14 protein-coding genes and 1 tRNA gene are annotated in these 13,673 nt (G+C 71.1%); 13 read left to right on the top strand and 2 right to left on the bottom strand.

Annotation, left to right across the window (positions count from 1 at the left end):
- The first annotated feature begins 19 nt into the window (after window positions 1-19).
- The 6 genes from F0U47_RS21295 to F0U47_RS15085 all read left to right on the top strand — a co-directional run bounded on the left by F0U47_RS21295 (window position 20) and on the right by F0U47_RS15085 (window position 2,587).
- Entirely contained in the window at window positions 20-178 is a 159-nt protein-coding gene (locus F0U47_RS21295) for a hypothetical protein (protein WP_188111377.1), read from the top strand.
- 16 nt (window positions 179-194) lie between these two features.
- Window positions 195-818 (top strand): nicotinate-nucleotide adenylyltransferase, encoded by a 624-nt coding sequence (gene nadD, locus F0U47_RS15105; protein ID WP_149751305.1) that lies wholly within the window; start codon window positions 195-197, stop codon window positions 816-818.
- Window positions 815-1,201, top strand: a complete 387-nt coding sequence (gene rsfS / locus F0U47_RS15100; RefSeq protein WP_149751304.1) for a ribosome silencing factor — start codon at window positions 815-817, stop codon at window positions 1,199-1,201. Before nadD ends, rsfS begins: the two co-directional genes overlap by 4 nt.
- Entirely contained in the window at window positions 1,194-1,808 is a 615-nt protein-coding gene (locus tag F0U47_RS15095) for a histidine phosphatase family protein (protein ID WP_149751303.1), read from the top strand. Before rsfS ends, F0U47_RS15095 begins: the two co-directional genes overlap by 8 nt.
- Before the next feature lie 55 nt (window positions 1,809-1,863).
- Window positions 1,864-1,936, top strand: a tRNA-Ala gene (locus tag F0U47_RS15090).
- Between the two features lie 147 nt (window positions 1,937-2,083).
- A complete protein-coding gene (locus tag F0U47_RS15085) occupies window positions 2,084-2,587 on the top strand; it encodes a nitroreductase family deazaflavin-dependent oxidoreductase (RefSeq protein WP_149751302.1) in 504 nt (167 codons plus the stop codon).
- Here the strand turns inward: F0U47_RS15085 and F0U47_RS15080 are convergent.
- On the bottom strand, window positions 2,580-2,981 hold the full coding sequence (locus F0U47_RS15080) for an arsenate reductase ArsC (protein ID WP_149751301.1): 402 nt from the start codon (window positions 2,979-2,981) through the stop codon (window positions 2,580-2,582). The genes F0U47_RS15085 and F0U47_RS15080 overlap by 8 nt on opposite strands.
- Window positions 2,982-3,039: 58 nt before the next feature.
- On the opposite strand from F0U47_RS15080, the gene F0U47_RS15075 reads away from it, so the two are divergent.
- Window positions 3,040-3,762, top strand: a complete 723-nt coding sequence (locus F0U47_RS15075) for an aquaporin (protein ID WP_438362077.1) — start codon at window positions 3,040-3,042, stop codon at window positions 3,760-3,762.
- A 10-nt stretch (window positions 3,763-3,772) separates the two neighbouring features.
- Window positions 3,773-4,375: a TetR family transcriptional regulator gene (locus tag F0U47_RS15070; RefSeq protein ID WP_188111376.1), complete on the top strand. Its 603-nt coding sequence runs from the start codon at window positions 3,773-3,775 to the stop codon at window positions 4,373-4,375.
- Here the strand turns inward: F0U47_RS15070 and F0U47_RS15065 are convergent.
- Window positions 4,342-5,019, bottom strand: coding sequence for a LuxR C-terminal-related transcriptional regulator (locus tag F0U47_RS15065; RefSeq protein WP_223162795.1), 678 nt, complete (start codon window positions 5,017-5,019; stop codon window positions 4,342-4,344). The genes F0U47_RS15070 and F0U47_RS15065 overlap by 34 nt on opposite strands.
- 128 nt (window positions 5,020-5,147) lie before the next feature.
- Between F0U47_RS15065 and F0U47_RS15060 the strand changes: the two genes are divergently transcribed.
- From F0U47_RS15060 to F0U47_RS15040, 5 genes are all read left to right on the top strand, one after another.
- Window positions 5,148-6,776 (top strand): AMP-binding protein, encoded by a 1,629-nt coding sequence (locus tag F0U47_RS15060; RefSeq protein WP_246159645.1) that lies wholly within the window; start codon window positions 5,148-5,150, stop codon window positions 6,774-6,776.
- A 112-nt stretch (window positions 6,777-6,888) separates the two neighbouring features.
- Window positions 6,889-8,997 (top strand): PhoX family protein, encoded by a 2,109-nt coding sequence (locus F0U47_RS15055; protein ID WP_149751298.1) that lies wholly within the window; start codon window positions 6,889-6,891, stop codon window positions 8,995-8,997.
- 233 nt (window positions 8,998-9,230) lie between these two features.
- Window positions 9,231-11,729 carry a leucine--tRNA ligase gene (gene leuS, locus F0U47_RS15050; RefSeq protein ID WP_149751297.1) on the top strand — a complete coding sequence of 833 codons (2,499 nt, stop codon included), beginning with the start codon at window positions 9,231-9,233 and terminating at the stop codon, window positions 11,727-11,729.
- A 39-nt stretch (window positions 11,730-11,768) separates the two neighbouring features.
- Window positions 11,769-12,629 carry a DegV family protein gene (locus F0U47_RS15045; protein WP_149751296.1) on the top strand — a complete coding sequence of 287 codons (861 nt, stop codon included), beginning with the start codon at window positions 11,769-11,771 and terminating at the stop codon, window positions 12,627-12,629.
- 99 nt (window positions 12,630-12,728) lie between these two features.
- The gene (locus tag F0U47_RS15040; protein ID WP_149751295.1) at window positions 12,729-13,667 is read left to right on the top strand and encodes a ComEA family DNA-binding protein; all 939 of its coding nucleotides are present in this window, start codon (window positions 12,729-12,731) and stop codon (window positions 13,665-13,667) included.
- Window positions 13,668-13,673: the final 6 nt, after the last annotated feature.

Raw genomic sequence — 13,673 nt, 5'->3', positions numbered from 1 at the left:
GTTCGCTAGGATCCGGCCCATGCAGATCAGCCTGACCGCCCTCGCCGTACTCCAGGCCGCGGAGGAGCACAGCGAGCCCGCCGTGAACCCGTGGATCATCGGCGGCGCTGCCCTGGGCATCCTGCTCCTCATGCTGCTCGCCCTGGTCTGGTTCGGCGGCGGCCGCGACCACAGCTGATCGGGTTGACCGGCCGATGACGGACCCCGCTCGGCGGCCCCGGGTCGGGGTGATGGGTGGCACGTTCGACCCCATCCACCACGGCCACCTGGTGGCCGCGTCCGAGGTCCAGGGCTGGTTCGAGCTCGACGAGGTCGTCTTCGTCCCGACCGGGGAGCCCTGGCAGAAGAGCGAGCGGGTGGTGTCCCCGCCCGAGCACCGGTACCTCATGACGGTCATCGCGACCGCAGCGAACCCGAGGTTCACCGTCAGCCGGGTCGACATCGACCGGGGCGGGCCGACCTACACCAAGGACACGCTGCGGGACCTCCGCGCCGCCCGCCCGGACGCCGACCTGTTCTTCATCACCGGCGCCGACGCGCTGACCGACATCTTCAGCTGGCGCGACGCCGACGAGCTCTTCGAGCTCGCGCACTTCGTCGGCTGCACGCGGCCCGGGTCGGAGATGGACCCCGCCACGCTTTCGGCGATCCCGGTCGAGCGTGTCACGATGTTGGAGGTGCCGGCGCTCGCGATCTCCTCCACCGACTGCCGTCAGCGACAGGCGGAGGGGCAGCCGATCTGGTACCTCGTCCCCGACGGGGTCGTGCAGTACATCACCAAGCACGGCCTCTACGCCGCAGAACCCGGAGTGAAATGACAGCGACCGAGCACGCCGTCGAGCTGGTGCACGCGGCGGCCCGCGCCGCCGCCGACAAGCTCGCCACCGACCTTCTCGCCTTCGACGTGAGCGAGCAGCTCGCGATCACCGACGCCTTCCTCCTCGCCAGCGGCGCCAACGACCGCCAGGTCAAGGCGATCGTCGACGAGATCGAGGACAAGCTGCGCGAGATCGGAGCCAAGCCGGTGCGCCGCGAGGGCGAGCGCGACGGGCGCTGGGTCCTGATCGACTACGGCGAGATCGTCGTGCACGTGCAGCACAGTGAGGAGCGGCAGTTCTACGCGCTCGAGCGGCTCTGGCGCGACTGCCCGGTCATCGCGCTCCCTGCGGAGGTCCACGGCCCCGCCGCGGCCGATGGCTGAGCCTGAGCGCAGGCTGGTCCTGCTCCGGCACGGCCGCACCGAGTGGAACGCCATCCGGCGGATCCAGGGTCACCTCGACCCCGCCCTCGACGAGACGGGTCACGCGCAGGCGCAGGCCGTCGCCCCGGCGGTCGCCGGGCTGCGCCCGGTCCTGCTGGTCTCCTCGGACCTGCAGCGGGCCCGCCAGACCACGGAGTACCTCGCGCAGGCGACCGGCCTCGCGCCGTCGTACGACGAGCGCCTGCGGGAGTGCTACCTGGGGGAGCGGCAGGGCCTGACCCACGAGGAGTACTCCGCACTCGACCCGGAGGAGTACGCCCGGTTCCGCGCCGGCGAGTGGGACGACATCCCGGGTGCCGAGACGCTGGCGGAGGTCGCGGCACGGGTCACCTCCGTGCTGAAGGAGACCGCCGCGGCCCTCGAGCCCGGTGAGACGGCGCTCGTCGTCGGGCACGGCGCCGCGATCCGGACCTCGATGGTGCACTGGCTGGGCTGGCCCGGCGAGCTCGTGCGCGACTTCCGGGGGCTGGCGAACTGCGGCTGGGTGGAGCTCGTCGAGCGCCCGTCGGGCCGCTGGGCCCTCGCGGCCTACAACCGCACCGCCTGACCTCGATTTCACCGTCGCTGCACCGTTCGGTAAGGTTCTCCGCGTTGCAAACCACGGGGCTGTGGCGCAGCTGGTAGCGCATCTGCATGGCATGCAGAGGGTCAGGGGTTCGAGTCCCCTCAGCTCCACCGGATCAAAGGCCGCCTTCGGGCGGCCTTTGTCGTTTCGGCTGCCCGTTCTCGCGAGCCGCGCTCCGGGAGCTCCGGCGTGACGGCGAGCGGGACAGCGGGGCGCATCCCTGGCCCCGGGTGCCGGCGGGCTGCTTGAATCCGGTCATGACGATCCCCGACTACCGGTGGGGCCGGGAGGGTTCGGTCCTGTCGCGTGCCGGGCAGCGGTTCGCCGCGACGAAGGCCGGCTCCTGGACGATCCGCAAGCTGATGCCGCTGGACCGCAGGCTGCTGCTGCGGACCCGCGGCCGCCGTACGCTCCTCGGGCCGATCGGCGCGCCGACCCTCGTGCTCGAGACGATCGGCCGGAAGTCCGGCCAGCCGAGACTCAGCCCGCTGCTGTTCGCCCGCGACGGGGGCGCGGTCATCGTCGTCGGCTCCAACTTCGGCCAGCAGCACCATCCCGCCTGGACCGCGAACCTGATCGCGAACCCACGGGCGAAGGTCGTTTCCGGCGGCGTCGAGGTCGACGTCGTGGCCGAGCTGCTCTCTGGTGAGGAGGCCGAGGCCGGGTGGCGGCAGATGGTCGCGGTGACGCCGGTCTACGCGGAGTACAAGAACCGCACCGACCGCGACATCCGAGTGTTCCGGCTGACGCCGGTCAACTGACGCCCAGCGAGGCCAGCAGGTCGAGCACCCGCCGCTCGATCTCGTCGCGCACCGGCCGGACCTCGTCGACGCCCTTGCCGGCCGGGTCGTCGAGCTTCCAGTCCTCGTAGCGCTTGCCCGGGTAGAACGGGCAGGCGTCGCCGCAGCCCATCGTGACCACGACGTCCGCGGCACGAACGATCTCGTCCGTCCAGGGCTTGGGGTACTCCTGGGCGATGTCGATCCCGCGCTCGGCCATCGCCGCGACCGCCGACGGGTTGACCTGGTCGGCGGGCTCGGAGCCGCCGGACCAGGCGAGGGCGCGGTCCCCGGCGTGGTGCTTGAAGAAGCCCAGCGCCATCTGGGAGCGGCCTGCGTTGTGGACGCAGAGGAAGAGAACGCTCGGCTTGCTCATCGGTTGGCCTTTCTACCCGAGTGGTGGGCCCACATCTTCCTCCGCGAGGATGTCCGCCGTGCACACCGCCCCCCTCGCCCGCCGCCTGCTCGCCGAGCTCCTCGGCACCGGGCTGCTCGTCGCCGTCGTGGTGGGCTCCGGCATCGCGGCGGAGCGGCTCTCGCCGTCCGACGTCGGCCTCCAGCTGCTCGAGAACTCCACAGCCACGGTGCTCGGGCTGACCGTGCTGATCCTGCTCTTCGGCCCGGTGTCGGGCGCGCACTTCAACCCGGTGGTGTCGCTCGCGGACTGGTTCCTCGGGCGCCGTACCGGATCCGGGCTCATGCTCCGCGAGGTCGGCGCCTACACGGCGGCGCAGGTCGTCGGCGCGGTCGGCGGGTGCGTCCTGGCCAACGTGATGTTCGAGGTCAGCACCGAGATGTCGACCAAGGACCGGGTCTCGTCGGGTCACCTGGTGGCCGAGGCGGTCGCGACCGCTGGCCTGGTGGCCCTGATCTTCGCGCTGGTGCGCAGCGACCGCGGTGCCTTCGCGGCGCCTGCGGTGGGTGCCTACATCGGCGCGGCGTACTGGTTCGCGAGCTCCACCTCGTTCGCCAACCCCGCCGTCACGGTCGGCCGGATGTTCTCCGACACCTTCGCCGGCATCGAGCCGAGCTCGGTGCCGGCGTTCGTGGCGCTGCAGGTCGTCGGCCTCGCCGTGGGCGTCGCCGTCACCCTCGTGCTCTACCCGGATGCGGGCACCCGCGCCGACGACGTCGTGCTGCCGCACCCGGACCACTAGCCTTCCGCACATGCCCCGCTCCGGTGTGCCGCCCCGTGTCGCGGTCTTCGCTGCGTTGCGCGAGATCCTCACGGAGACGCCCTGGCGCAAGGTCAGGCTCGAGACCGTCGCGAAGCAGGCCGGGGTCAGCCGGCAGACGATCTACAACGACTTCGGCTCCCGGTTCGGCCTGGCGGAGGCCTACGCCTACGAGGTCGCGGACACGATGTGCGACCTGATCGCCGCCGACCTGGCCGCGCACGCCGACAGCCCGCGCGCCGCGCTCGAGTCGGCCCTCCGGATGTTCCTCGACGCGACGATGCGCGACCCGCTGATCCGACGGGTCCAGGAGGGCGAGGCGCACGAGGACCTCATGCGGCTGGTGACGACGGACAGCGGACCGCTCCTGGAGCACATCGCCGGCCGACTGGCCGAGGCCGTGGGGCAGGTGTGGCCGGTCGTCGACCCCGTCGCGGGCCGGGCGTTCGCCCGGACGATCGCCCGGCTCTGCATCAGCTACGTCGCCATGCCGCCCGAGACCGACGAGGACGTCGCGGCGGGGCTCGCGATGTTGCTGGCGCCTGCTCTCGAGGCGGCAGTTCAGGAGAGGACGGTCGAGCCCGACGCCGGCTGATCGCCGCGCAGTCGCTGCGCGAGCAGCGCCGCCTGCGTCCGGTGGGCGACCCCGAGCCGGCTGAGGAGTGCCGTCACGTGGTTCTTCACCGTCTTCTCGGCGAGGAACAGCCGCTCGGCGATCTCCCGGTTGGTCAGACCGTCCGCGATCAGGGACAGGATCCTGGTCTGCTGCGGGGTGAGGTCGGCGACCACCTGGGACGCACGCCGGTGGAACGCCACCTGCTCCATGACGCGCGCGGCGGCGGAGCGGTCGATGAGCGAGTGACCGCTGGCGACCAGCCGGATGGCGCTGACGAGCGAGCCGCCCTCGATCTCCTTGTGGACGTAGCCGGAGGCGCCCGCGAGGATCGCGGCCGAGATCGCCTCCTCGTCCTTGCGGTCGGTGAGGATCATCGCCTTCATGCCCGGCGTGATGGCGCGCACCTCACGGCACAGGTCGACACCGTCGCCGTCGGGTGGGTGCGCGTCGAGGACGGCCACGTCGGGCCGCAGGACGAGCAGCTCGACGAGCGCCGTGACCGCCAGCCCGGAGTGGCCGGTGACCTCGATGTCCGCCTCGTCCGCGAGCAGGCTGAGGATCCCTCGACGCACGAGATCGCGTCCCTCGAGGAGGTAGACGCGGATCGGGGGTTTGGCGGACACGCTCAAACTCTGCCGACAGGATCGCCCCCGCAACGCCGTATCGCCACGGAACCTCACCAGGTCGGTGCTTTCTGTCCACTCGTCGTCGAGACCCTCACCCGTTGGGACTAGTCGGCGCTACGGTTCGGATGATCGCAGCGCACCACCGAGAGGACACCGCCGTGCCGTTCAAGAGCCCCTTCCCCGATGTCGAGATCCCCGACGTCACCGTCTACGACTTCCTCTTCGGCGACCTGACCGAGGAAGAGTCCGGACGGGTGGCGGTCTTCGACTCCGCGACCGGCTCCGAGACGACGTACGGCGACCTGCGCGCCCGCATCGACGCGTTCGCCGGCGCGCTGGCCGCCCGTGGCATCAAGCCGGGCGACGTCGTCGCCCTGCACGTGCCGAACACCGCAGCGTTCGTCATCGCGTTCCACGGCATCCTGCGCGCAGGGGCGACCGCCACGACGATCAACTCGCTCTACACGCCCCCGGAGATCGCCAACCAGCTGCGCGACTCCGGCGCGGTCCGCTACGTGACCGTGTCGCTGCTCCTCCCCGGCGCACTGGCCGGTTGTGCGGAGGTGGACCTGCCGCCGGAGAACGTCGTCGTCCTCGACGGTGCCGAGGGACACGAGTCGCTGATGGACCTGCTGTCCGAGGGCGCGGCCCCGCCGGACGTCTCGATCGACCCGGCGACCCACCTCGCCGTGCTGCCCTACTCCTCGGGCACGACGGGCAAGGCCAAGGGCGTCATGCTCACCCACCGCAACCTGGTCGCCAACGTCCTGCAGTCGATGTCGGCGATCCCCGAGCGTTCCGACGACGTGGTGCTCGCGGTGCTGCCGTTCTTCCACATCTACGGCATGAACGTGATCATGAGCATCACCCTCAAGGTGCGGGCCAAGCTGGTCACGATGCCGAAGTTCGACCTCGACCAGTTCCTCCGGCTGATCCACGAGCAGCGGATCACCTTCCTCTACATCGCGCCCCCGATGGCGGTGGCGCTCGCCAAGCACCCCGCCGTCGACGACATCGACACCTCCAGCGTGCGGGCCGTCCTCAGCGGCGCGGCCCCGCTCGACGAGGCGCTCGGCCAGGCGGTCAAGAAGCGCCTCGGCTGCGGGATGCAGCAGGGCTACGGCATGACCGAGCTCAGCCCCGTCTCGCACGCCCTGCCGCTCGACCGCGAGGACATCTCGATCGGCTCGGTGGGGCTGGCGGTGGCCAACGTGGAGTTCAAGGTCGTCGACACCGCGACGGGCGAGGAGATCGAGGCCGTCCCCGGCGGGCGCACCGCTCCCGGCGAGCTGTGGGTCCGCGGGCCGGGCGTCATGGTCGGCTACCTCGGCAACGAGGAGGCGACGCAGGAGACCATCGACGCCGACGGCTACCTCCACACCGGCGACATCGTCGAGGTGGGCCCCGAGGGCGAGGTCTACGTCGTCGACCGCCTCAAGGAGCTCATCAAGTACAAGGGCTACCAGGTCCCGCCCGCCGAGCTCGAGGCCGTGCTGCTGACCCACCCGGACATCGCCGACGCCGCCGTCGTGCCCCATCCCGACGACGACGCCGGCGAGGTCCCGCACGCCTTCGTCGTGCTCCAGCAGGGCGCGTCGCTCACCGCCGAGGACGTCATCGCGTACGTCGGCGAGAAGGTCGCGCCGCACAAGAAGGTCCGCGTCGTCGATTTCATCCCCGCCATCCCGAAGTCCGCGTCCGGGAAGATCCTGCGCAAGGACCTCAAGGGCAAGACCGCGGCCGACTTCTCCTAGGAGGGTGCTGGCGTCGCGCAGTAGGCCCAGTTGTTCAGCAGTCTCCTAAGGTTCATAGTCCGGTCACCACCGGACCGGCACCGGTTCAGCGGTCGGCGGTTGGCTCCGCCTCATGACTGTGACGCGCACCGAGCACCGCCCGCTGCTGCCCCTCGCCCCGGTCGTCCGGGAGGGGAACCGGCACGGCTCGCGGTCCTACCTGACCTGCCTGTTCAAGTGCGGCAACGCCTGCGACCACGAGGTTCCCAACCCGAATGACGGCGAGACGATCCGCGACGTCATCCAGTCCGCCGTCGGTCGTCGCGCGGTGCTCCGAGGATCCGCCCTCGGGACCGGCGCGCTGGTGGTGGGCGCCAGCGGCCTGATGGCGGGCGCCGCCCCCGCTGCCGCCGCGCCCGCCGCCGGCGCCCCCGGTCCCACGACGCTGGCCAATGCCAGGTTCAGGTCCGTCGCACCCAACCGCCGTGACGCGGTCGTCCTGCCCGACCAGTTCGACCATGACGTGATCATCCGGTGGGGCGACCCGGTGCTCCCCGGCGCGCCCGACTTCGACGTCCGCAACCTCACAGTCGCGGCGGTGAAGAAGCAGTTCGGCTACAACAACGACTACGTCGGCGTCGTCCCGATCGGCAAGGACCGGGCCGTGATGGTCGTCAACCACGAGTACGACGACATCGGGCTGATGTACCCGCAGGGTCACTACAGCCAGCGGGACCTCGCGCGGCTCGGCATGTACACCCACGGCATCTCGGTGGTGACGATCAAGCGCGGCAAGGTGCCGGGATCCTGGCGCCGGGTGAAGGATCTCACCAAGGCGCCGAAGAACCGTCGGATCACGGTCGAGACGCGGTTCAAGATGACCGGCCCGGCGGCCGGCAGCGACTGGCTGAAGACCTCCGACGACCCCACCGGCAGCGTCGTCAAGGGCACGCTCAACAACTGCGCCGGCGGCACGACGCCGTGGGGAACCGTCCTGTCGGGCGAGGAGAACTTCAACCAGTACTTCAACACCGAAGGCACGGTGCCGACCGGCCCGACCTTCGGTGGCGCGAAGGACTCCTATGCCCGCTACGGGATCCGGAGCAACAGTTCCGACCCCCGGAATTGGCACGACGTCGACGACCGGTTCGACCTCGAGAAGGAGCCCAACGAGCCGCACCGCTTCGGGTGGATCGTCGAGGTCGACCCCTTGCGTCCCAAGTCCCAGCCGCGGAAGCACACCATGCTCGGTCGGTTCAAGCACGAGGGCGCGAACGTGGTGATCGCGGACAACGGCCGGGCTGTCGTCTACTCCGGCGACGACGAGCGCGGAGACTACATCTACAAGTTCGTGTCGGAGGAGAGGTACGACCCCCGCAAGACCGCGCGGGCCCGCAACCACAACAAACGGCTTCTCGAGGCGGGGACGCTCTACGTCGCCAAGTTCACCGGCGACGGCCTCGAGGATGGGGTGTCGGACGGCACCGGGAAGTGGATCAAGCTCTGCAGCGACAGGGAGTCGTTCGTGCCGGGCATGACGGTGGAGGAGGTCCTCACCTTCACCCGCCTCGCAGCGGACAAGGTCGGACCGACCCAGATGGACCGCCCCGAGGACGTCGAGGTCAACCTGGTCAACGGCAAGGTGTACGCCGCTCTGACCAACAACTCCCAGCGGGGTTCGACCTTTCCGGCTGACGAGGCGAACCCGGTCACGTCGTGCGGCACCCGCACGAGTCCGGGAGCGCCGCTCGAGATGAAGAGCGGCAACCGCAACGGCTACGTCCTCGAGATGACCCCTGACGACGGCGACCACACCAGGTCGACGTTCACCTGGGACCTGTTCCTGATCTGTGGTGACCCGGAGTCCCCGGAGACCTATTTCGCAGGCTTCGACAAGAGCAAGGTCAGCCGGATCAGCTGTCCCGACAACCTCGCCTGGGACTCATCCGGGAACCTGTGGATCTCGACCGACGGGGCGGCGGCCGGGCTCGGCCACAACGACGGCCTGTTCCGGGTGCCCACCTCCGGTCCCGAGCGTGGGCGCGTCCAGCAGTTCCTCACCGTGCCCAAGGGCGCCGAGTGCTGCGGCCCGCTGGTCACCGACGACGACCGGTCGCTGTTCTTCGCACCGCAGCACCCGGGCGAGATCGACGGTGCGACGTTCGCGGAGCCCGCCAGCACCTGGCCGCACACCGACGACTTCCCGCGCCCGTCGGTCTGCGTCGCGTTCCGGAAGGCCTGAGCCGACCACCCGTGGGGCCGTCCGGTGCGCCGGTCGGCCCCACTGCCATGTGCGGTCGCCGTGCCCCGGCGGGGCGCGGTAGCATGGCCTCGTGCGGAAGAACCTGCTTCTTAGCTAGCCGCGTCGACGATCCAGACGGGTCGACGCGGCCGCCCCTCCCTGTGTGAGGGGCTTTCTTGTGTCTGGAGCGTCACCGGGGCAGGTCACCCACCCACGAGCACCGAGAGAGAACCATGAGCGAGCAAGAGCACTCCGAGGCGTCGTCGTACGACGTCCAGGCCGTCGAGTCGAAGTGGCTGCCGGTCTGGGAGGACCTCGACCCCTTCCGCGCCGACGACGAGGTCGTCCGGTCGGGGGAGCGGCCCAAGTACTACGCGCTGACGATGTTCCCCTACCCGAGCGGTGACCTGCACATGGGTCACGCCGAGGTGATGGCGCTGCACGACGTGATCGCGCGCTACCGCCGGATGCAGGGCTACGAGGTCCTGAACCCGATGGGCTGGGACTCCTTCGGCCTCAACGCCGAGAACGCCGCGATCAAGCAGGACGAGCACCCGGCGACGTTCACCTACGCCAACATCGAGACCCAGTACGAGTCGTTCAAGCGCTACGCGACGGCGTTCGACTGGTCGCGCCGGCTGCACACGTCCGACCCGGAGTACTACCACTGGACCCAGTGGCTGTTCCTGAAGTTCCGCGAGCGCGGTCTGGCCTACCGCAAGCTGAGCCCGGTGAACTGGTGCCCCCAGGACCAGACCGTGCTGGCCAACGAACAGGTCGTCGACGGCCGCTGCGAGCGCTGCGGCGCCGAGGTCACCAAGCGCGAGCTGACCCAGTGGTACTTCAAGATCACGGAGTACGCCGAGCGGCTGCTGCGCGACCTGGAGCCGTTGGAGGAGCGCTGGCCGGACCGGGTCGTGCACTCGCAGCGGAACTGGATCGGGCGCTCCGAGGGCGCGCACGTCGCGTTCGCCGTCGAGGGTCGCGACGAGCCGGTCACGGTCTACACCACCCGTCCGGACACTCTGTTCGGTGCGACGTTCATGGTGGTGGCGGCCGACGCCCACCTGGCCGCCGAGCTGGTGACCGACGAGCAGCGACCCGCCTACGAGGCCTACCTGGCCGAGGTCCGCAAGTCCTCCGAGATCGAGCGGATGGCGACCGACCGGCCGAAGACGGGCGTCTTCCTGGGCGTGCACGCCACCAACCCGGTCACGGGGGAGCGGATCCCCGTGTGGGCTGCCGACTACGTGCTGGCCGACTACGGCACCGGCGCGATCATGGCCGTCCCCGGGGGCGACCAGCGCGACTACGAGTTCGCCAAGGCCCACGACCTGCCGATCATCTACACCGTGCAGCCGCCCGAGGGGTTCGAGGAGTCGGGCGGTGAGGCCTACGCCGGCGCCGGTCCCGCAATCAACTCCGCCAACGACGAGGTCTCGCTGAACGGCCTGGAGGTCGCGGACGCGAAGCGGACGATCATCGACTGGCTGGTCGCGAAGGGGCTGGGCACCGCGGCGGTCAACTACCGGCTGCGCGACTGGCTGCTGTCGCGCCAGCGGTTCTGGGGCGCGCCGATCCCGATCATCCACTGCCCCGCCTGTGGCGAGGTCCCGGTGCCCGAGGATCAGCTGCCCGTCGTACTCCCCGACAACCTGAAGGGCGCCGACCTGAAGCCCAAGGGGGTCTCGCCGCTGGCAGCCGCCGAGGAGTGGGTCAACGTCGACTGTCCGACGTGCGGCGGCCCCGCCAAGCGCGACAGCGACACGATGGACACGTTCGTGGACTCGTCGTGGTACTTCCTGCGGTTCTGCTCGCCCGGCAACGACCAGATGGCCTTCGACCCCGAGCAGGTGCGCCTGTGGGGACCGGTGGACCAGTACGTCGGCGGCGTCGAGCACGCCGTGCTGCACTTGCTGTACGCGCGCTTCTTCACCAAGGTGCTTCACGACATGGGCCTGCTGGACTTCACCGAGCCGTTCCAGGCCCTGCTGGGCCAGGGCGTGGTGATCAACCAGGGCAAGAAGATGTCGAAGTCGCTGGGCAACGGCATCAGCCTGGGTGAGCAGCTGGAGCTGTACGGGGTCGACGCCGTCCGGCTGACCCTGGTGTTCGCAAGCCCGCCCGAGGACAACATCGACTGGGCCGACGTGAGCCCGGCCGGCTCGGTGCGCTTCCTGCAGCGCGCCTGGCGGCTGTCGGGCGACGTGACGTCCGAGCCGGGGACGGACCCGACGACCGGCGACGCCGTGCTGCGCAAGGCGACCCACCGGACGATCCACGACGCCACCGCGCTGCTGGAGGGCCACCGGTTCAACGTGGTCGTCGCCCGGGTGATGGAGCTGGTCAACGCCACCCGCAAGGCGATCGACTCCGGCTGCGGCCCGGCCGACCCCGCCGTGCGCGAGGCCACCGAGACGGTGGCGATCCTGCTGTCACTGGTCGCGCCCTACACCGCCGAGGACATGTGGGAGCGACTGGGCCACGAGCCGTCCGTCGCCCAGGTCGCGTGGCCGGCCGTCGACGAGGCCCTGCTGGTCGAGGAGTCCGTGACGGCGGTCGTCCAGATCCAGGGCAAGGTCAAGGCGCGCATCGAGGTTGCGCCGGACGTGTCGGACGCCGACCTCGAGGCGGCCGCGATGGCCGACGCGGACGTCGTCCGCGCCATCGACGGGCGCGAGGTGCGGCGCGTGATCGTGCGCGCCCCCAAGCTGGTCAACATCGTCGTCTAGCGCGATGACGGACACCGGGACATGCCCTAGCCTCGGCGCATGACGATCGCGCTCGTCACCGACTCCACCGCGAGCCTCCCGCCGGAGGTCGCCGCGGAGTGCCGGGTCGCCGTGGTGCCGGTCCAGGTCGTGATCGACGACGTGGCCTACGACGAGGGCGCGGAGGAGGCGTCGCCGGCGTGCGTCGCCGCGGCGCTGAGGGAGAAGAGGTCGGTGAGCACCTCCCGGCCGGCGCCAGCGGTGTTCGCCGACGTGTACCGCCGGCTCGCCGACGAGGGCGCGACCGAGATCCTCTCGGTGCACCTGTCGAGCGAGGTGAGCGGGACGTTTGAGTCGGCACAGGTGGCGGCGCGGCACGCGCCCGTGCCGGTGACCTGTGTCGACACCCGGCTGGTCGGGCCGGGCACCGGGTACGCCGTCGAGACCGCCGCTGCCGTCCTCGCCGCCGGCGGCAGCCGCACCGCTGCCGCCGATGCTGCGGCGACCCGGGCAGCGTTGGCGACCTCGGTGTTCTACGTCGACAGCCTGGAGTACCTCCGTCGGGGTGGCCGGATCGGGGGCGCTGCTGCGATGCTGGGCGGGGCACTGGCGGTCAAGCCGCTGCTCGGGATCGAGGGTGGCGTCATCACCACCCTGGAGAAGGTGCGCACCTCGGGGCGGGCCATCAGCCGGCTGGAGGAGCTGGCCGTGGAGGCCACCGAGGACCAGCAGGTCGACGTGACCGTCGCCCACCTCGCCAGCGAGGAGCGGGCGGAGGTGCTGGCCGCCAGCCTCGCCGACCGGCTCGAGAAGCAGCTCGACGGGCGTGCCGTCCGGTGCACCGAGCTCGGCGCCGTGCTCGGGGCCCACGTCGGCCCCGGCATGCTCGCGATCTGTGTGGCGCCGATCGTGCCTGTCTGAGCCCGCCACCGTCCACAGGCCGGCCCGGGACCGCTGTCGTCCACAGGCGCGCGCAAGGCAGGGTGCGGGCTGGGTGATCGGGCGCCTACCGTCCCGGCCATGCGCAGCACTCGTGGACCGTCCGGCGGCGAGCCGTCGCGTGAGGACCGTGCCGATGCCGCGGCCCGGCGGCTCGCCCTGCTGGCCGCCGATCTCGGCACGACCGACCCGGACCCCGTGGAGCGGCCGTGGCCGCCGCCGGAGGCCGACGACTACACCCGGGTGGTGCCGGCCCGCCGTGCCGTGCCCGCGCTGCCGGAGCCCGTCGCGGCACCCGAGCCTGCTGGCCCGGCCGCACCGACGCCGCCGGTGGTGCTGCCGCGCCCGGGGCGGCACGCCGCGCGTCGGCGGCTGCCGGTGGCGCTGCCGCGCGTCCCGGTGCTCGGGCCTGCCCATCTCGCCGTGCTGGCCCTCGTCGTGGCCGCCGGCATCGGCGTCACGGCATGGCTGGTCGTGCGTGACCAGGCCGAGCCGGTCGGTCCCGCCGTCGCGGCGCCGGCGCAGTCGGTGGAGCCGCTGGTCCCGGCGCCCGGCGGCGCAGATGCGAGTGCGAGCCCGGCCGGCACTGATGACACGGTGACCGTGGACGTGACCGGGAAGGTACGCCGCCCCGGGATCGTGGTGCTCGACGTCGGTGCGCGGGTGGTCGACGCGCTCAAGGCTGCGGGCGGCCGGCGTCCGGGCGTCGACCTCAGCACGCTCAACCTGGCCCGGGTGCTCGTCGACGGCGAGCAGATCGTGGTCGGCGGCTCTCCCGCCGCCGCGCCGGCGGTGCCGAGCGGGTCGGCGCCGCCCGGCGCCCCAGTGACGCTGGTCAACCTCAACACGGCGACCCAGGCCGAGCTCGAGACGCTGCCCGACGTCGGGCCGGTGACCGCGGCGGCGATCCTGGCCTGGCGCGACGAGCACGGCGGGTTCACGAGCGTCGACGAGCTGCTCGAGGTCGACGGCATCGGTGACGTCACGCTGGAGAAGCTCAGCCCTCACGTCACCTTGTGAGGTGGT

It is taken from the genome of Nocardioides antri (assembly GCF_008373765.1).
In the GTDB taxonomy this organism is placed as follows: domain Bacteria; phylum Actinomycetota; class Actinomycetes; order Propionibacteriales; family Nocardioidaceae; genus Nocardioides; species Nocardioides antri.
The sequence above is the reverse complement of the archived record's forward strand: the minus strand, read 5'-3'. Positions and strand labels throughout refer to the sequence as shown.